Source organism: Nonomuraea sp. B19D2, from assembly GCF_040137845.1.
Classification (GTDB): Bacteria; Actinomycetota; Actinomycetes; order Streptosporangiales; family Streptosporangiaceae; genus Nonomuraea.
Genome location: NZ_JBEFAK010000027.1, coordinates 115,501 through 133,513, shown reverse-complemented (window position 1 = coordinate 133,513; position 18,013 = coordinate 115,501). Strand labels below are relative to the sequence as shown.

Below are 18,013 nucleotides of genomic sequence, written 5' to 3'. Positions count from 1 at the left end.
CCGGGTTACTCTGGGAACTCCTCCACCACGTACGGCGGCGACTGGGCGTTGCCGTGGATCCAGACGCGCGTGCCCGGTTTGGGGTCGTGACGCAGGATCCACTGCGCCAGCGGGTCGCGGACCCAGCGCTCCAGCAGCGGGTTGCGCACCTGCCGGGCCCCCAGAGCGGCGTGGTCCGACATCACCGCGGCGGTCACGTCCCTGACGATCGCGTCGCGCTGGTAGATGAGCTCCAGGCCGCGATCCCGGGCGCCGCGCGCGAGCTGGTCGAGAAATTTGCCCGCGATGTCGGCGATGACGTCCTCGCGCAGCACGTCGAAGACGGTGACGCCGCCGCCGAGCCGCCCGAGCAGCTCCGGCCGGCCCAGCTCCTCGGACATGAAGCGGCTGACGCTGGTGAGGAAGTGCCGCTCGATCTGCTCGTACGCCGGCTGCTGGTCGGCGGCGGCGGGCAGGGAGCCCAGCTCGTCGGCGCCCAGGTTCGAGGTGAAGATCACGATCGAGTGGGAGAAGTGAGCGGTCCTGCCGAGCCCGTCGGTCAGCCGGCCGTCGTCGATGATCTGGAGGAACTTGTCGAAGATCTTCGGGTGCGCCTTCTCGATCTCGTCGAAGAGGATCACGCTGAACGGCCGCTCCAGCACCCAGTTGGTGAGCACGCCCCCCTGCTCGTGCCCGATGTAGCCGGGCGGAGCACCCGTCAGCCGCTCGCTGGTGTGCTCCTGGTTGAACTCGCTCATGTCGAACCTGCGCAGCGCGGACTCGTCGTCGAAGACCAGCTCGGCGATGGCCTTGGCCAGCTCGGTCTTCCCCACGCCGGTCGGCCCGACGAAGAAGAACACCCCTTTGGGCCGGTTGCTCGCCTGCTGGTCCTCGGCGAAGTCGAGGCCGACCTTGGCGGTGCCGAGCACGCTCGCGACCGCCCGTACCGCCGGCCGCTGGCCCATCACCCGCTTGGACAGGAACGCCGCCGCGTTGACCACCTTGCCGGTGTCGAGCTTCTCCCACGGGTCGTCCTGCACGCCGAAGCGGTGCCTGGCCACCAGCCGCTTGCCCGCGTCGACCGGGATGCGCGCCATGCGGGAGGTGGACCTGAGCGCGGCGATGTCCAGCAGCGACATGCCCTCCGTGAGGTTCGCCAGGGTCTTCACGGCCCGCGCCGCCGCCGCGGGCTCCAGGGAGAACGCGCCGTGGAACGACTCCAGATGCTGTGTGAGGTAGAGCGCCCGCTCGTCATAGGTGGGCGGCCGCAGCTGGACGGGCGCCAGATGCGGATTGTCCCGGTAGAGGAGCTCGGGCAGGGCCGACAGATCCTTGGCGACCAGCACGACCGTGTTCCTGCGCCCGTCGGGCGGCACCTCGGCGGCGTCGGCCAGCAGCCGGCGCAGGTGCGCCACCTGCGACCGGTAATCCTCGCCGGCCGGGTAGTTGACGCCCACGATCAGGTCGACCCCGTGCACCACGATGGCGCACGGGTCCCGCCGCTGCGTCACCATGGTCATCGCCGCGGCCAGCATGTCGCCCGGGTCCCGTACGGGCACGTGCTGCGCCGCCTGCAGCGACTGCCGCAGGGCCGCGGCCGAGCCGGCGAGCCGCGCCTGCCGCGTGTCGCCGGAGCCACCCGCCGCAGGTCCGGACGGCGGGGGCCCGGACGGCGCCGGTGGCTCGTCGAGGCGGGCGCGGAAGACCCGCTCGCTCTCGGGGTCGGGGTACGTGAGCCCGTCCACCAGGTCGTACTCGCCGAGCGTGGGGAACCCCGCCACCCGCAGGAACTCCAGCACCGCCTGGCGGAACGGCAGGAACTGCCGTCCCCACAGGGCCAGGTCGTCGACGTTGCCGTGCAGCAGCAGGTGCCTGCCGCGGTTGATCTCGTGGAAGGCCCTGCTCATCCAGACCGACGCGAGGGGCCCGGCGGGCGCGCTCATGACGGCGTCCCGTGCCGCCGCGCCTGCGGGCCGCTCAACCTGGAGCGCATGGCCGCGCCGCCCGGCGGGCCGAGGTCGCCGCGGTCGTCCCACTCGACCTGGCCGACGTCGAACCCCTCGGTCCTGACCGTGGCGTTCGCGCGCTCGGCCAGGTCCAGGAGCGAGACGCACTCCTGGGCGCCGGGTCCGCCGCGGTCCTGCGCCGCGGCCAGAGCGTCGGACAGGTACAGGATGCGGTGCTCGCCGAGGCCCGACGCCTCCACGACCACCGCGACCGCGTCGCCGCTCCGGCGGTGCGCGCGCACCCCGATCGCCCCGTCAGGGCTCTCCTGCAAGGTGCCGGCCTCGACGATGAACCCCAGCCCGGGAAGCGCCTGCACGATGGAGGTCAGCAGCTGGCGGCGTTCGGTGATGCGGGCGATCGCGTCGTCGAGCTCGCGTTCGTGCGCGTCGAGCCGGGCGTCCAGCCGCCCCGCGTACGCCGTCACCTCGGCGTAGTGCTCCTGGTCCCGCTCGCCGCGCAGCATGGTGACGGCGGCGCGGGCCAGCTCGAGATCCTGCAGTGGCACGCCGGTCGCGCGCGCGTCGTCCTCCAGCGCCGCCAGCCGGGCATCGGCCCGCTCCAGCGCCAGCTCCGCCTCCTGCCTGGCCCTCTCGTGGGCGTTGCGGCCCTCGATCGCCCGCAGCAGGTGCGCTCTGATCAGCTCGGACGCGGCGTCGGCGCGGTCGCGCACCGCGGCGGCGTCGCCCGCCGTGGCGGCCGAGCGCAGTTCGGCCAGGACGCCGGCCACCTCGGCGGCGCCGTTCGCGTCGAACCGCCGGCGCTCGGGCTCGGCCACGGCCGCCAGCGCCGCGGACATCGCCTCGACCTGGTCCGTGGCCTGGCCGCGCAGCTCGCCGGTGAGCTCGACGGCCACGGCCGCCTGCCGCTGCTCGAGCTCGTCCAGGCGGCGGCCGGCCTCGGCCAGCTCGGGCAGCCCGGTGGCCGCCTCGATGTCCTTGCGGATCTTCTCCGCCTTGCGTGCCGGCTTGCCGTACCGGCCGGGCTCGGACAGCAGGGCGGCACGGGCGGCGAGATCGGCGCAGGCCGCGGCTATGACGCTCGTCCTTGCCAGGATCTCGGTCCTGGCCCTGGCGAGTGCGGCCAGCCGCTGCCGCTCCAGCTTCTCCCTGCGCTTGCGTTCGCGTTCGGCCCGCTCGCGCTCGCGGCGCTCCCGTCGTTCCCGAGAGGCCTCCGCCGAGCTGTACTTAGGGGACTTGCTCACCGCTCTCTCCTAGTCTCAAGTGCAGCGCCTGCTCGAACGCGGGGCGGAATCCGGGCACCGGAGGCACCCCCATCCAGTGCACGGCCCCGCCGCCGGTGACTTCGAACTGGAGCCCCTCGCCGTGGTCGTCGCCGAGCTCGCCGCGGTGGCGGTCGCTCAGGAGATGGATCCGCTGGTTGGCCGAGCCGCGCCAGCGCAGGTCCGCGTGGCGGGCGGCGACGTACGGCCCGTCGACCAGCAGATCGAGCAGGCCCAGCAGACGCCGCTGGCCGTCCGTGCCCGCGGCGCGCAGCCGTTCGATCGTCCAGCCCGTGTACGCCATCACCGACAGGCCGGGGCGCGCCCGGCGGACCGCGGTGACGAGCGCGGACAACGGCCCCGCCTGGGCGAACGGCTCGCCGCCGGAGAGCGTGAGCCCGTCCCCGGCCTGCTCCGCGACGCGCGCGGCCAGCTCGCCGACCGGTGTGGGCCGCCCGCCCGTCATCGGGATCCACTCCGGGCTGACGCAGCCCTTGCAGCGCAACGGGCAACCCTGCACCCACACGCAGAACCGCACGCCGGGCCCGAGCACGTGGCAGGCCGGGTGGGTGTCGGCCACCATGAGCAGCTCTTCCTTCATCGGTGCCTTTCACAGGATGGCGATGATGATGACCACCACGACGATGACGACCAGGAGCACGACCCACCCCGAGCCGCCGGAGCTGCCCGTGGCCGGCTGGTTCGCAGGCGCGTTCGCGTACTGGTACGTCGGCGGCTGGTTGGCGGCCGGCTGCGGCCCTGGCACGGGGCTCGACGGCGCCGCGGGCGGCGGGTAGTACGGCGGCGGGGTCGCGTTCGGGGCGGGCGCCGGCTGCGGGGCCGGCCCCGGCCCGCGGGGCGGCGCTTGACGGGGCGGCGCCTGGCGCGGCCTGGGAGGAACCGGCCTGGCGGCGGCCGGCCTGGACGGACGGGGCGCACGCGGGCGGGCGCCGGCGGCGGGCATGGGATACAGGTCGTCGCCGCGCCGCTCGGCCAGCTCGCACCACGGGCAGCCGTCCAGGTCCCCGCCGTAGAAGTGCCGCCCGTTCACACGGCAGCCCATGAGGTCGTGGCCGGCGGTGTAGAGCGCGCTCTGCCACTCGCTCGCCGTGGGCCGCTCCTCCGGGTCGTAGTGGCCGGGGCCGAAACAGCGCAGCGCCAGCTCCAGCACGCCCCGCGGCAGCATGCGCACCGGATGCTCCTCGCCGGTCTCGTGCAGCCGTTCCGGATACGTGATGCGGTTGTCCTGCATGCGGATGTTCTCGACGATCGAGCCGTCCTGGTCGGGGGCCAGCCTGACGGCCCGCCCCTCGAACGGGTGGTCGCCCTCCATGAGGAGCGTGCAGATCACGACCGCCAGGCCGAACGCGTCCTGCGCGGGCGTCAGCTCGCCCTGGCGGCCGTTGAGCATCTCGGGCGGTGCGTAGTCGTCGGTTCTCTTGGTGTTCGGGAAGCGGCGGCGAGTGCCGGCGTCGGTGAACTGCACGGTGTCGCAGTCGATCAGCGTCACCTGGCCGCTCCTGTTCACCAGGACGTTCTTGGGGCTGACATCCCCGATGACGATGCCCACGCTGTGCAGGCGGGCGACGGTCTCGGCCAGCCGGGCGGCGACGGCCAGGAGGGTCCGCCAGGTGGGCTCGTCGAGCGACATGACCCGGCCGCGGGGCTCGAACAGCTCCTCCAGCTCCACGGCGGTGACGCGGGGCATCAGGAACCCGCGCAGCTCGCCCCCCTCGTCCAGCAGGGCCCGCCGCGGCCAGGCCACCGGAAGGTGGTCACGACCCTGGCCGTCCCAGGTCGCCGGCGGCAGCAGCGCGAGGCTGTTGATGCGGTACGCGGCGTCGGCCGGCCGCCTGGTGTAGATCTTGGCGCACAGGGCGAGGGTGTCCTCCAGCGCGAACACGATGCCTTCGGCCCCGAAGCCCAGCTGCTGGGAGGAGATCGGGACATAGCGCCCTTCCGGGGTTCTCAGGCGTCGCTGCATCAGGGCCTCACCGCGATGATCATCGATTTGTCGTCGCCGGAGGTCTCGGCGAACTGCGTCGACTGGAGCTGCCGTTCCAGGTCGCTGGGATCCACGCCCGGCTTGGCGAAGTAGTTGAAATAGCCCTCGAACTCGGCCGGGGCACTGAACATCTGCTCGCCGTCCGCGTCGGTGCTCAGCGTCAGCGTCGCCTCGATCAGGCCGTCAGTGGCCAGGCAGATCCCGCGTACCCGGTCGTCGACCAGCACGAGCGGCCGGAGGTGGGCCTCGCGGTCCCGCGAGGTGATGAAGACGGTCTCGCCGGCGTTGTCGCGGCCCGCGGACGGCGCCTGGAGCAGGTGGGAGCCGCCCGGTCGCCGGCTCACGACGAGGAAGCCGTCGCCCACGGCGAAGTACGCGAAGTACGGCGGCGCCGCGATCACGGCGAAGAGCGTGGTGGCGAAGTCGCCCCGGATGTCGGCAGCCGTCCGCGGGTCGCGCTCCTCCGTCCGGATCTCCTCGACCAGGCGGGCGATGCGGGAGTCGAAGCGGGTCAGGCAGTGCTCGGCGTACATCCTGACCGCCGTCTGCCACTGCGCGGTGTCCGCCGGGAGCTTCGTGCCGAACCAGTCGCCCGCGCTGCCCTTGATGACGTCCATGGCCAGCCGCGCTCCCTGGTCGGACCTGCTGCGCGAGCCCGCGCCGTCCGCCACCGCCAGCACGTACGCGCCGGTCCCGAGCCGGGTGACCAGCGTCGCGTCCTGGTTGGTCACACCCTCGCGGATGTGGCTGGGACCGGTGACGCTGCCCTTGACGATGACCCACTGTGGCGTGTTCATCTCAGCCGTTGTTCTCGAGGTATTTGCGGATCTCTTCGTTCTGCGTCATCAGCTGGTTGACCTCGTCGTACGCCTGGTTCGCGGGCTGGTCCATCCGCGAGCCCCTGGACGTCCTGTCCATGCTGGTCGAGACCAGCCGCAGGACCTGCGTGAAATCGAGGTCGGCGAGGTTGAAGTGGGAACGCGGAGCCAGCCCGGCCAGCACGTCCATGTCCGCCCCCTGGACGCCGATGGCGAAGAAGAGCAGGTGGTTCCCGTTCTCCTGGGCGCGGATGGCCGGGGCGAGGTCGCGCCACCGGTCGGTGAGCACACCCCGGTCGTCGGTCGGCACGCCGTCCGTGATCAGGTAAACCAGCGGCCGGTTCTGCAGGACCCGGTTCTGCTGCCTGATCTGCTGCTTACGCGTGGCGATCAGCTCGAACGTGCGCCGGATCGCCTCCACCATCGGCGTGACGCCGCCGGCGACCAGCGGCTGCGGGGCGAAGTCGGACACGGAGGCGAACGGCTCCGCCGGCTCCCGGTCGCCGCGCCCCGTGGGGTCCACGACGCGCACCCCCTGGTGGCCGAAGGTGATCATGGCGATCTCGCCGTGCCTGGCCAGGTGGGAGTTGCCGAGCAGCTCCGTACGCCAGGTGCCCAGCGCGGCGTTCAGCTCGCCGATCCTGTCGCCCTCCCTCATCGAGCTGGACGTGTCCAGCACCAGCGCCATGGGGAGCCGGCTCTTGGCCGGTTGCACCCTGGGCAGCGCGTCGAAGCTCATCTGTGTCTCCCTCCGTAACCGTTGCCGGCGCCGGCCACCACGAGGGTGCAGGCGGCCTCGTCCACGCCCACCAGCCGGATGCGTTCTCCCGCGACGATCGGCGGCGCCGCCGGGTCGGCCGGCCTCGCCCACGCGACCACCTCGTCCACCTGCACGTAGCCGCCGTCTGGGCCGAAGTGCGTCGTGGCCACGGCGACGCGGCCCGCCTGCTCGCCCTGCGCCATCCTGCGCAGCTCCGCCAGCGCCGCCGGGCTGTGCGAGTGCGCCTCGTCCGTCCTCTCCGCCGGCCTCCGCGCTCCCTCCGGCGCTTCGCCCGCGTCCCGCCTGTCCGGCACATGCCCGGGCGCGACCGGCTCGCGAGAAGGGGAGGGCGTCCTGCCCCCGCGCCGAGGGAGACCGCGGGTGCCCGCGCCGGGCCGCGCCCGGTACGACGGGTCCGCGGTCGTGCTGGGCCGTTCGCGGCGCGCGGCGTCCGCGGTGGTGTCGGGCCGTTCACGGCGCGCCCGATCAGTGCCGGAAGGCTCGCGGAACGCCAGGTCCGAAGCGGTGCCCGGGTGGGAGCGATACGGCGGGTACGAGCCTGACGGGCGTGCGTGTGCTCTGGACGCGGACTCCCTCTCGTCGGCGTCGGCCGATTCCGCAGAAGCCTGCCGGCGCATCCGCCGGGCCGCGGCGGCGGCGATCAGGGCACCGGTGAAACCCAGGACGGTGGCCGCGGCTCCGGCCAGAAGACCCGGCAGAGCGGACGGCCCCTCCTGCGGGCCGACGTGGACCAGGGCGACGGGCTCGCCGGGCTGCGACAGGGAGCCGGGGCCGGCCGGCGGCGAGAGCATCCGGAGCACCCGGTCGGCCTGGGGGTCCGAGTAGAACCAGACCCTCTTCGCGAACGGCGCCACAGCCCGGCACACCGGGGCGTCCTTCTTCTCCATGCACGAGCTCCACAGCTGGAGGTTGTCGACGAGCATGATCGTGCCGTCCACCACCGCGGGGTCGATGGTCTCGATCGCGGCGGGGGCGGCCATGGACCGCGGGTTCTCGCCGCGGGCGTCGACAAGGAGGAGCCTCTGCTGCTGGGGTCGCGTACCGCCGAGGACGAAGGCCAAGATAAGCACTCCGATCGCGGCGAGCGCTATTCCGATCCCCAGTTGCCGCAATGGAGGCAACGCGCTGGACCTGCCGCGGTTTGTCATGGCGGAATCATAGACGGGAAATCCTTGCATTTGCCTTGCAGGGCAATTGACCCCGTCGAATGCCGTACTTATGAGAAATTTCTGAACGACCCAAATACTCCACCGATAAGGTGGACATAAATTGACGCATTCGCGTCGGAAATCTCGTTCAGGTAACGGTGTTGACCGGTGGGGCTGGTGTGTCGGTCGGAACAATCATGAAATATCCCGATAATTCGGGTCGTCAGGGGATGCGGGCCACGGCGCCGTAGTTGCCCGAGGAGCGGGGTTCGTCGCGGCAGGTGGGATCGCGCTCGGTGGGGCAGGCTAGGTCGCGCTCGGCAGGTCGCCACTCCGGGACCCACACCAGTCCGGGTTCGATCAGGTCGAGGCCGTCGAGGAGGGCCTGGACCTCGTCCTGGGTGCGGACGGCGAGGCGGGGCAGCGTCATGGCGAGCATGCTCCGGATGGCGGGCAGCAACTCCGGCGGGATGCCGTCGAACGTGGTGTGCAACAGGCCGAGGAAGCTGCCTTTCGGCGCCGCGTGGCGGAGCCGCTTGACGACGGAGTGGGCGCACTCGTCGTCGTCGAGGCAGTGGGTGGACACCAGCAGCACCGCGAGGGGCCGGTCCCAGTCGAGGAACGTCTGGACCACGTGATCGCGGAGCAGCTCGTCGATCTCGCGCATGTCACCGTCCACCACGCGGACCAGATCGTTGAAGGGCTCGATGGTGGCCTGCGCCATGGTCATCACCATCGGGTTGCTCTCCACGTACACGACACGCGGGCCGGGGCCGGGGCCGGGGCGGGCGCGGCGTGCTATGTCGTGCAACCGGTGTCCGGCCGGAAGGCCGCTGGGGACGCCGCTTCCCACGATCAGGAACTGGTCCACGCCCTCGGCGGCGGCCAGGTGGCGTACCGCCCGGGACAGGAATTGCAGCACGGCGCGGGCCGCGGTGGTGAGGGCGGGGGTTACTTGATCGAAATGGCGCACCATGTCCTTGTCCACCAGGAAGTTGTTCTTCCCGCCCGCCGCCGCGTCGAAGATCCGCGTGATTCTGGCTTGCGTCGTGTCGAGCTTGGCCAGGTTTCGGACAGCACGTTGGTGCATGAGCGTTGCCCCTTTCCCCTCCCGCCACCTGCTTGCGGTAAGCGATCTTTGGACTTCACTCGATGACTATGACCATATGTTCCAACAATTCCAGTCAATGGCAATACGATAGACCGGTTATTTCGGGAAATGTTTGTGACCAGAATCTTCGTGTCGGGGCGGCGGGCGGTGGTCGCCGCGTCTGTCGAGGACCTCATTTCCGCAGGTGGGCGGCGCTGGAGGGGGCCGCCGGTTGCACAAAATATGTAGACTGGTCTATTTTTTGACCATGGTGACAGACAAGGGTGCGCGGACGAGCGGGCGGCTGGTGGAGTCGATGCTCGAGCTGATCCAGGCGCGCGGCTACAGCGGCACGGGCCTCAACACGGTGACGGAGCATGCCGGGGCCCCGAAGGGGTCGCTCTACTTCCACTTCCCCGACGGCAAGGAGGCACTGGGGGAGAAGGCCGTCGAGCTGGCGGGCGACCAGTTCCGCAGGCTCGTGACCGAAATGACCGCCGAGGCGGCGAGCCCGGGAGACGTTCTCCGGCGCGTCGCCGACGTCCTGATCGGCATCCTCACCGGCAGCGACTACCAGCTCGGCTGCCCGGTGTCCGTGGTGACCTTGGAGATGGGCGCGCACAGCGAACGGCTCCGCACGGCCTGCGCGGTCGCCTTCGAGTCCTGGATCGGGCCGATGACCGAGCACCTCGTCGGCCGCGGCCACGCGCGTCCGGCGGCGCGCGCCGTGGCCACGACCGTCGTCAGCGCGCTGGAGGGCGCGATGATCGTGTCCCGCGCCCGGCGCGACGTGGAGGCGCTGCGCAACGCCGCCCAGGTGCTCGGCGATCTGCTCGACCAGCCGCCTGCGAAGGAGACCTCGTGAGCAGGCACGCGCTCGTGTTCGGGGCCACCGGGTTCGTCGGCCGGCATCTGATCCTCGCGCTGGACCGGGCCGGTGTCCGGGTCACCGCGGCGACGCGCGACAGCGGGTCCAGCGCCAGGCTGGTCGCCTGGCTCGCCGAGCACGGCTGCGGGGCCGTTCCGGCCGACGTCCGCGTCGACTTCGACGCGCCCGCGTTGACCGAGGGCGGCGCCGTCGGCCTGGAGGACGTCACCGAGATCTACAACTGCGCGGGCGCGTACCGGTTCGGGATGACGGCCGAGGAGGCACGTCACGCGAACGTGGACAGCGTGCGGGCGATCGTGTCGTTCGCCGCGCGGCTGCCCCGATTGCGGCGGCTCGTGCACGTCTCCGGCTACCGGGTGGGCGGCCAGGACCCCGCCACGGTGCCGTGGAGCGATGACCTCGTACGACGTGCCTACCAGGGCCTCGGCCCCTACGAGGCGTCCAAGGTGGAGTCCGACGCGGTCCTCCAGGCCACCGCCGACCGCCTGGGCGTGCCCTGGTCGGTCGTCCACCCCTCCAGCGTGATCGGCGACAGCACGAGCGGTGAGTCCGACCAGCAGCTCGGACTCGCCGCCAGCCTCAAGGAGATCTGGCGCGGCTCGCTCGCCGCCCTGCCCGGGAACGCGCGGACGTTCGTCCCCGTGGTTCCCGTGGACCACCTGGCGCGTTTCATGACGCTGCTTCCTGAGGACCCGGCAGCCGCGCGAGCCGCGTTCTGGATCCTGGACGACGACACACCGCCGCTGCCGGATCTCCTCTCCCTTGTGGGGCGGCACTACCAGGTCGAGGTCCCGCGGCTGAGGGTCCCCGTGTCACTGATACGACGCCTGCCGGCCGCGCTGACCAGGACAGAACCGGAGACCTTGACCTTCCTGTCGTCCGACCGCTATCCGACGGGGCCGGCCCGCGCGCTCGCCGAGCGTCACGGGCTCGCTCTTCCCGGCACCACCGAGTCGATCCTGCGGTGGGCGGACCACCTGGCCGCCCACCGGTTCGGGGCCGTGCCCGCCCGGCGGCCGGTACGGCGGTTCACCCGGCACGCGGGCGTGCGGACGTTCGGGATCGGTGAACCGGGCGCGCCGACCCTGGTGCTGCCCGGCCTGCCCGTCAACGCCGACACCTGGGCCCCGGTCGCCGTCGCGCTCGGGCACGCCCGCGTGGTGGACCTGCCGGGCCTCGGGCTGAGCGCGGGGCGTCCGCGGGACCTGCGCGCCTGGCTGAGCGCTCTGGTGGCGGAGAACGGCCGCGTGCACGTGGTCGGCCACTCCATCGGTGCTGCCGCCGCTGTCGAGGCGGCCCTGGAGCACCCGGACCGGGTCGGGCAACTCACCCTGGTGTCGCCCTTCTTCCTCCAGGCCCGGGCCGGGCTCGCCACGCGGGTGGCCCCGCTGACCCGCCTGTACCTCCGCCTGGCGCGTCCCGCTACCCTGTCGCGGCTGCTCACCGGGGACACGGCCCATGCGGGACGGCTCGGCTCCAGCGCCGAGGACCTGCGCCGGGGCCGGGTCGCCGCCCACGCGGCCCGCCTGCTGTCCGCCGCCGGCCGCCCGCGATGGCGCGGCGAACTCCGGGCCAAGCTCGCCCGCTACCAGGGCCGCGTGCACGTGATCGTGGGCACCGAGGACCCGCTGACCGGCCAGGGCCGGGCGCTGCTGGACACGCTCGGCACGCGGGCGAGGGTGACCACGATCGAAGGGGCGGGCCACCATCCCCAGCTCACGCACGCGGAGGAACTGGCCGGAGCGATCCAGGAGGGCGCCTTGACGCGCGGATGACCCCCGTCAGGGTGTCTTCCGGTACCGGGTCATCGGGCCGAGCAGGCCGGGCACCACCTCGAAGGGGGTCATGCCGAGCCGCTCGATGACCGCGACCGACGCGGCGTTGCTCTCGTCGACCTCGGCCAGCACTTCGGGCAGCCCAAGAGGGCCGAGAGCGTATGCCACCACCGCCCCGGCGGCCTCGGTGGCATAGCCCTTGCCCCACGCGGTGGGCTCCAGGCTGTAGAAGATCTCAAGCCCGAGCTCCTCCAGCGGCCGCAGCCCGGCCGTGCCGATCAGGCCGGGCTCCCCGTTCCCGGCCCGGACCAGCCAGAGACCGTGACCGCCCGAGGCGAAGTCCCGCACGCTGTCCTCGATGACCTCAGCGATCTCCGCCGGAGACAGGACCGCGCCGTCGAAGAGGAAGCGCCGCACGTCGGCGCCGGTCCAGTGAGCCGACAGCTCGGCATGGTCGGCTACGGTCACCGGGCGCAGGATCAGGCGCTCCGTCATCAGCACATGCCGCATGGCGGCCACCCTATGGCCGGACGGCCACGCCGCCGGCAGGCGGACCACCCAGAGCAGCCAGCCAGCCAGGCCGATGAGCCCGAGCGGGCCCTGCGCCCGGCGTCAATCATTAGGGTTCAAGGCATGGATGCAGAGGTGGGCCGGCGTCGATACGACTCGTTGCGCCGCACGGCACAGGCGCTGGAGACACGTGCCGAGATCGCCCGCGCCGCGCGCCGGCTCTTCGTCGATCGCGGCTGGGCCGCCACCACCGTGCGCGACGTGGCGCGCGAGGCCGGGGTCTCCGTGCCGACCGTCTACTCGGTCTACGGCAACAAGACCGGGCTGACCCGGGCGCTGGCGGACGCGGCCGACCTGTCGGCTGACCCGGCCCAGCAGCTGGCGGAGCTGGAGGCCGCGGCGCAGGACCCCGCGCGGCAGCTGGCCGCGATGGCCGGCTTCGACCGGCGCCTGTACGAGCGCGCCGGCGACGTGATCACACTGCTGCGCGAGGCCGGCCGTAGCGAGCCGGAGCTGGCGGCGGTCTACCGCGACGGCCGCAGGCGGGCCGACAAGACCCGCATGGCGGTGTTCTCCTCGTGGCCCGCCGGAGTGCTGCGGGAGGGCCTGGATGTGGCGGCCGCCGCCGACATCTACGCGGGCCTGTGCAGCATCGACGTCTATGCCACGCTCACCGCCGAACGCGGCTGGCCGCCCGATCGGGTCGAGCGGTGGTGGCGTGCGGCGCTGGTCCGCGAGCTGCTGAGCTGAGCCCGGCGGTCAGGACGCCGGCGGGGCGTCGGAAGCCTGAGCGGTGGACAGGTCGTGCTGCGTGAACATGTCGATGAGCAGGCGGACGGGCAGGCCGGCCTCGGTGGGGTAGCGGAAGTGCTGCTCCAGGTTGAGGCTGTAGTGGTTGCGCCGCCCGATGCGGGTGCGGGTCAGGTAGCCGGCCTCGTAGAGGTCGCGCACGATGTTCTGGGCGGTGCGTTCGGTGATGCCGATGCTGGCGGCGATGTCGCGTAGCCGTACCTGCGGATCTCGGGCGATCTCCACCAGCACGCGGGCGTGATGGGTCAGGAACGTCCAGGTGGAGGGATGGTCATCGAATGTGCTCACGGCTCACTTCGCCTCCTCCGCCCCCCGGGTGCCGATCCCGTGGAGCGGGCGAAAACTGGTTACCTGAAGATCTTATGGCGAAACGGCTTTCCGGTAACTGGCTTCGGGGATTAGTGTTGTGACGCGGACCAACCCCTACTACGAGGACGCCATGCCCGTCACCGTTGTGCAGGCGCTACCGGCGCTCTGAGCCCCGCCATGACCCCGCTGAAACTGGAGTGCCGGCAGCTGATCACGGGTGTGCTGATCACCATCGCCGGCGAAATCGACTGCAGCAACGCCGGCCGGCTCGAGTCGTACACCACGCAGAGGCACCTGCCCCGACAGCCCGTGGTGCTCGACCTGAGCGGACTGACCTTCATGGACAGCAGCGGCCTTCATGCGCTCTTACGGCTCGACGCCGCCGCGCGCCCGCCGGGGCTGTACCTCGCCGCGGTGCACGCCATGCCGGCTCGCGTGCTGCAGATCACCAGGGTGTGGGACGCCCTGAACGTCCATCCCACCGTGGAGGAGGCCGTCGAAGCGGCGCTCGGCGACGAGATAGCCGGTTTGCCCGAGTCCCCATGACTCCCATGCTCACATGTGATCGTTTTCTCGCGTTCGCCGGGTAGGCGTTGATCTTCGCCGCTACGATCCGCTCTTTGTGACCGATCCCCGGACCGGAAAGAGAGACGATCTCGTATGTGGATTGCCTTAGGCGTCCTCGCCGCCCTCGTCGTCGGCGTCGCCCTGTGGTGGAAGTTCCGGGACCCGCTCAAGGGGTGAGGACTTCTACCGAAATGCGGGCCACTGCTCCCGTCGTTAGGCGGGAGGTGAAGGCCTGCGCGGCAAGGCCCGCCGGGGCGTAAGCGTGCCTTGACCCGCACTCATGAGATCAGCATGACCACGCGTTGGTCACTTCTTGTTTCTGGGGTTGGTCCTGGGACTGGATGTAGTTGCGGACGGTGGCCAGGTTCGCGCCGCCGGTGGAGCCGGCGTAGTAGGAGCGGGACCAGAAGTGGCCCTCCCACAGGTAGTTGCGGACGTGGGTGCTGTACTCCTGGCGCAGATAACGGGCGGAGACGCCCTTGAGGCTGTTGACCAGGGTAGACAGGGCAACCTTGGGCGGGTAGCGCACGAGGAGGTGGACGTGGTCGTCGGCGCCGTTGAACTCGGCCAGCTCGCAGTCGAACTTCTCGCACACCTCTTTCATGATCTGTTCGCAGCGTTCCAGCATGGGATCGGTGAAGACGTTGCGCCGATATTTCGTGACGAACACCAAATGTGTAGAGAGGTCGTGGACGCAGTGGCGTCCGGTTCTGATGTCGGGGTTGAATTTCCATCGCGGTGACATACACCAACGATAGAATGAGCCGTGTGGAGATGGAGAAACGCAACCGCGCTCATGTCGCGCGCCTGGACCTGGACGGGCGGCAGATCGGCGTCTTGGACGGTCAGGCGCACAACGCGCGCGCGGTGTGGAACCTGCTGCACGAATTCTTCACCTTCCGCCAGGGCCGGTTCGCGTCGCTGGCCCAGTGCGACGAGGCCATCCGGGTCGCCCGCAAGGAGATCGACTGGCTCAAAGATCTGCCCGCCCAGGCGGCGCAGGCCGTGCTGAAGACCTACCGGCAGGCGTGGGCGAACTTCTTCAACCCCGACCACCCCGCCGGGCGCCCCACGTTCAAGAGCCGCTTCTCCGCCCGGATGGCCGTGGACGTCCCTCAGGGCCGGGATCTGAACATCACCCGGATCAACCGGCGGTGGGGCGCCGTCACCATCCCCAAACTCGGCCAGGTCCACTTCCGGTGGACCAAGGACCTGCCCGGCCTCACCCGGGGCGGCCCGGACGGGAAGATCACCGGGGCGCGGCTGGTAAAGGAGGCCAACGGCTGGCACATCGTGTTCCGCACCCAGACTAAGCAACCGGTGCCCGCCCCGCACACGGGACCGGCAACCGCGATCGACCGGGGCATCACCGTCCCACTCGCCCTGGCCACCGGAGAGAAAATCCGCCACCGCAAGAACTGGCTGACAGACGGGGAACAACAACGCTTGCTCCGTCTGGAACGCAAAGCCGCCCGCCAGAAACGAGCGGCCAAACCCGGCCAGCCCACCAGCAACCGGCTGAAACGAACCTACGACCAGATCGCCCGCCTGCGCGCAAAAGCCAAGCGCCGGGCCATCGACTGGCAGCACCAGACCACCGCGAAACTCACCGACCGGTTCAGCGTCATCGTGCTCGAAGACCTCAAGGTCAAGAACATGATGGCCTCCGCCTCCGGCACCCTCGAACAGCCGGGCAGGAACGTCGCCCAAAAGCGGGGCCTGAACCGCGCCATCGCCGGGCAGGCGTGGGGCCGTACCGCCGAGTTCCTCACCTACAAGGCTGTCGACAAGGGCGGGAAGGTCGTCTTCGTCCCGGCGCCGGGCACCAGCCAGGAATGCCACGCCTGTCACACGATCATTGAGGGCTCCCGTGAGAGCCAGTCCCGGTTCGTGTGCAAGAACACAGCATGCGGGTGGATCGGCAACGCCGACGTCAACGCCGCCCGCACCCAGTTGTACCGGTACAACTCAGCCGCCGGACAGGCGGTCACTGGACGTGGAGGCCCTGCACCACTGGGGCCCGTGAAGCGTCAAGCACCTCATGGCGGGACTACCCGCACCACCCTGCAAGGGGTGGCCGCGTAGCGGCCATGAGAATCCTCCCCATTCATTCATGAGGAGGAGCACGTCAAAAGGCGGTCATCGAGGAGCCGATGCCGGAGCCCGAGTTCGTCGAGGGGCTCGAACGCGCCGACGCCGAGCGCAGCCGCTTCACCAACACGCTCATGTACGACTACGGGCGGGTGCTCACGGGATACCGGAACATGCGCCCGCACATGGCGTACGCCGAGCCCGCGGACGTCATGTCCGCCGTCCTGGCACGCATGCTCGCCGAGAACCAGCCCGGCATCACCTGGACCCGGGCACCCTCGCAGGAGCAGCACCAGCGCGCCCTGGACCTGATCTCGACCAGGGGCTGACCTCAACGCGACCGGGCGTGCCGGCCCGTGCGCACCAGCACGTCGGCGGACTCCCCGGCCAGGTCGATCGCCCAGCCGGCCGCCGTCCGCGGCGACGGCTCGAGGGCGTGGTAGGCCCGCTCGACCGACCACCACCAGGTCTTCTCCCGGCGCGGCTCGGCGGCCAGCCCGGCCGCCGCCAGCCCCGCCGGGTGACCGGCCCGCTTCCACAGCTCCTCCCACTGCCCGCGGCGCAGCCGCAGGTAGAGCAGCCCTTTCAACTCGCCGAGCACGCCGATGTCGCGGATCGCCGCCCGGGACAGATCCAGCCCGTACAGCCGCGGGCACGACCGCAGGGGCGCCAGGTCCACGGGCCGCGCGGTGCTCAGCGCCATCATCCGCAGCGTGGCATGGCCGGCCAGCGGCGCCAGGTCGATCGTGTCCATGGCCAGGTCCAGCAGTTCGACCGGGGTGTCCTGGAGGGGCGCCAGGTCGGCTCCCGGGCAGTTCTCCACCCGCACCTCCCACAGCGCCGGCGCTCCTCGTACGGGCCCGAAATCGGCCCAGGGGGCGTTGCGCACCGACAGGCGCTCGATCCCGTGATGCACGGCGGGCATGGACGCCGCGCCGGCGCCCGTGACCGTCAGCGCGCTCGGCTCCTCATGCGAGTCCCGGCCCGGGCCGCCGAGGTCGACCCAGAGCCCGCCCCGCTCCACCCGGTAGGCGCCCGCCCGCAGCGCGTCGACGTGCCGCCGCAGCAGGCCGGTCACCGAATCGGCGACGTAGGCCGGGCCGCCGCCGTGGTGCAGGCCCATCCGGATGACCTGACCGGGCCGCCCGCCCGGCCCCGGCGCCAGGTCCACGGCCAGGAAGTCACCGTCGGTGCTGGTGGCGAACGGGATCCAGCGCGGATGGTCCGACATCCGGCGCACCGCCAGCGGCGCGCCCGCGCTGGTGATGACCGGGCGCGCCAAGTGATCGCGCCAGGTGCGGCCCGCCGCCCACCACCGGTTCTCCCGACGGCTCTGGTTCTCCAGCAGTTCGAGGCCGAACCACGGATGCCGGTCCAGCAGGCCCTCGCCGCCGTCGCCGTCCACGCGCGTGTAGAGGGCGCGCAGGTCGTCGGGGAGCGGTGCCGGCAGCCGGATCTCCAGCCGGGCGCGGCGGGCCCCGGGAAGCGCGGGCGGCGGTGCGTACATGTCCCTGCCCAGGATCCGGTCGCGTTCGCTCAGGTACGCCCCGAGCAGGGCGACCGCCTCCCGCGGATCTCCCGCGGGGGCGGCGTTCGCCGGGCCCTGCTGGAACGTGCCCGGCTCGGCCGGCAGCGCGTCCCGATCGAGCACGTACAGGAAGCCGTTCCCGTCATCGCGCTCCAGTGACTTACTGATCACCGCCTCGAACCGGCCCTTGGCCTCGACGACCAGTTCGACGGTGAGCCGGCCGCTCGGCGCGCCGGCGAGGTCGTGCAGCGCGGTCAGCTCTGGGTGCACGTCAATGGCGTCGCCCGCGTCCCCGCGCTCCGGGTGCACGTCGATGGCGTCGCCCGCGCCCCCGGGCTCGAACCTGAGGCCGCGATGACCCGAACCGCCGCGACCGGTCGCGAACCCGCGCAGCTCCGCCCGCCGCCATCCGGAGGGCGCCCCCGCCGAGATCTTCTCGGCCATCGCACGGAGCACGTCGTCAATCACGCAGCACACCTCGTCCTCG

The 18,013-nt window shown here is 71.4% G+C and carries 18 protein-coding genes; 6 read left to right on the top strand and 12 right to left on the bottom strand.

Translation table 11 applies throughout. The features are described 5' to 3' along the window. Window positions 1-5: 5 nt before the first annotated feature. The 8 genes from ABN273_RS38005 to ABN273_RS37970 all read right to left on the bottom strand — a co-directional run bounded on the left by ABN273_RS38005 (window position 6) and on the right by ABN273_RS37970 (window position 9,047). Complete coding sequence (locus ABN273_RS38005; protein WP_349453985.1) at window positions 6-1,922, bottom strand: AAA family ATPase; 1,917 nt, start codon at window positions 1,920-1,922, stop codon at window positions 6-8. Continuing rightward, window positions 1,919-3,187 (bottom strand): coiled-coil domain-containing protein, encoded by a 1,269-nt coding sequence (locus ABN273_RS38000; RefSeq protein ID WP_349453983.1) that lies wholly within the window; start codon window positions 3,185-3,187, stop codon window positions 1,919-1,921. The genes ABN273_RS38005 and ABN273_RS38000 overlap by 4 nt, the downstream gene beginning before the upstream one ends. Next, entirely contained in the window at window positions 3,171-3,806 is a 636-nt protein-coding gene (locus ABN273_RS37995; protein WP_349453982.1) for a 4Fe-4S single cluster domain-containing protein, read from the bottom strand. Before ABN273_RS37995 ends, ABN273_RS38000 begins: the two co-directional genes overlap by 17 nt. 9 nt (window positions 3,807-3,815) lie before the next feature. After that, window positions 3,816-5,189: a protein kinase domain-containing protein gene (locus tag ABN273_RS37990; RefSeq protein WP_349453980.1), complete on the bottom strand. Its 1,374-nt coding sequence runs from the start codon at window positions 5,187-5,189 to the stop codon at window positions 3,816-3,818. Then, window positions 5,189-6,007 carry a PP2C family serine/threonine-protein phosphatase gene (locus ABN273_RS37985; RefSeq protein ID WP_349453979.1) on the bottom strand — a complete coding sequence of 273 codons (819 nt, stop codon included), beginning with the start codon at window positions 6,005-6,007 and terminating at the stop codon, window positions 5,189-5,191. Before ABN273_RS37985 ends, ABN273_RS37990 begins: the two co-directional genes overlap by 1 nt. Window position 6,008: 1 nt before the next feature. Beyond that, entirely contained in the window at window positions 6,009-6,767 is a 759-nt protein-coding gene (locus tag ABN273_RS37980; RefSeq protein ID WP_349453978.1) for a vWA domain-containing protein, read from the bottom strand. After that, complete coding sequence (locus tag ABN273_RS37975) at window positions 6,764-7,957, bottom strand: hypothetical protein (protein ID WP_349453977.1); 1,194 nt, start codon at window positions 7,955-7,957, stop codon at window positions 6,764-6,766. Before ABN273_RS37975 ends, ABN273_RS37980 begins: the two co-directional genes overlap by 4 nt. A gap of 223 nt (window positions 7,958-8,180) precedes the next feature. After that, entirely contained in the window at window positions 8,181-9,047 is an 867-nt protein-coding gene (locus tag ABN273_RS37970; protein ID WP_349453976.1) for an SAM-dependent methyltransferase, read from the bottom strand. A gap of 268 nt (window positions 9,048-9,315) precedes the next feature. Between ABN273_RS37970 and ABN273_RS37965 the strand changes: the two genes are divergently transcribed. Continuing rightward, on the top strand, window positions 9,316-9,912 hold the full coding sequence (locus ABN273_RS37965) for a TetR/AcrR family transcriptional regulator (RefSeq protein ID WP_349453975.1): 597 nt from the start codon (window positions 9,316-9,318) through the stop codon (window positions 9,910-9,912). Further along, the gene (locus tag ABN273_RS37960) at window positions 9,909-11,711 is read left to right on the top strand and encodes an alpha/beta fold hydrolase (RefSeq protein ID WP_349453974.1); all 1,803 of its coding nucleotides are present in this window, start codon (window positions 9,909-9,911) and stop codon (window positions 11,709-11,711) included. Before ABN273_RS37965 ends, ABN273_RS37960 begins: the two co-directional genes overlap by 4 nt. A 6-nt stretch (window positions 11,712-11,717) precedes the next feature. Here ABN273_RS37960 and ABN273_RS37955 read toward each other — a convergent pair whose 3' ends face one another. Further along, window positions 11,718-12,221 carry a GNAT family N-acetyltransferase gene (locus ABN273_RS37955; protein WP_349453973.1) on the bottom strand — a complete coding sequence of 168 codons (504 nt, stop codon included), beginning with the start codon at window positions 12,219-12,221 and terminating at the stop codon, window positions 11,718-11,720. Window positions 12,222-12,344: 123 nt separating this feature from the next. Between ABN273_RS37955 and ABN273_RS37950 the strand changes: the two genes are divergently transcribed. Then, window positions 12,345-12,971, top strand: coding sequence for a TetR/AcrR family transcriptional regulator (locus tag ABN273_RS37950; RefSeq protein ID WP_349453972.1), 627 nt, complete (start codon window positions 12,345-12,347; stop codon window positions 12,969-12,971). Between the two features lie 9 nt (window positions 12,972-12,980). Here ABN273_RS37950 and ABN273_RS37945 read toward each other — a convergent pair whose 3' ends face one another. Then, complete coding sequence (locus tag ABN273_RS37945; RefSeq protein ID WP_349453971.1) at window positions 12,981-13,319, bottom strand: helix-turn-helix transcriptional regulator; 339 nt, start codon at window positions 13,317-13,319, stop codon at window positions 12,981-12,983. Between the two features lie 198 nt (window positions 13,320-13,517). Here ABN273_RS37945 and ABN273_RS37940 point away from each other — a divergent pair, with 198 nt between their 5' ends. Beyond that, on the top strand, window positions 13,518-13,886 hold the full coding sequence (locus tag ABN273_RS37940) for an STAS domain-containing protein (RefSeq protein WP_349453970.1): 369 nt from the start codon (window positions 13,518-13,520) through the stop codon (window positions 13,884-13,886). Window positions 13,887-14,193: 307 nt separating this feature from the next. On the opposite strand, the gene tnpA is transcribed toward ABN273_RS37940, so the two are convergent. Next, window positions 14,194-14,652 carry an IS200/IS605 family transposase gene (tnpA, locus tag ABN273_RS37935; RefSeq protein ID WP_349453969.1) on the bottom strand — a complete coding sequence of 153 codons (459 nt, stop codon included), beginning with the start codon at window positions 14,650-14,652 and terminating at the stop codon, window positions 14,194-14,196. Window positions 14,653-14,681: 29 nt separating this feature from the next. On the opposite strand from tnpA, the gene ABN273_RS37930 reads away from it, so the two are divergent. After that, the gene (locus tag ABN273_RS37930) at window positions 14,682-15,992 is read left to right on the top strand and encodes an RNA-guided endonuclease InsQ/TnpB family protein (RefSeq protein WP_349454007.1); all 1,311 of its coding nucleotides are present in this window, start codon (window positions 14,682-14,684) and stop codon (window positions 15,990-15,992) included. 68 nt (window positions 15,993-16,060) lie between these two features. Further along, on the top strand, window positions 16,061-16,327 hold the full coding sequence (locus tag ABN273_RS37925) for a hypothetical protein (RefSeq protein ID WP_349453967.1): 267 nt from the start codon (window positions 16,061-16,063) through the stop codon (window positions 16,325-16,327). A gap of 2 nt (window positions 16,328-16,329) precedes the next feature. Here the strand turns inward: ABN273_RS37925 and ABN273_RS37920 are convergent, their stop codons facing one another. After that, complete coding sequence (locus ABN273_RS37920) at window positions 16,330-17,994, bottom strand: SMI1/KNR4 family protein (protein ID WP_349453966.1); 1,665 nt, start codon at window positions 17,992-17,994, stop codon at window positions 16,330-16,332. Window positions 17,995-18,013: the final 19 nt, after the last annotated feature.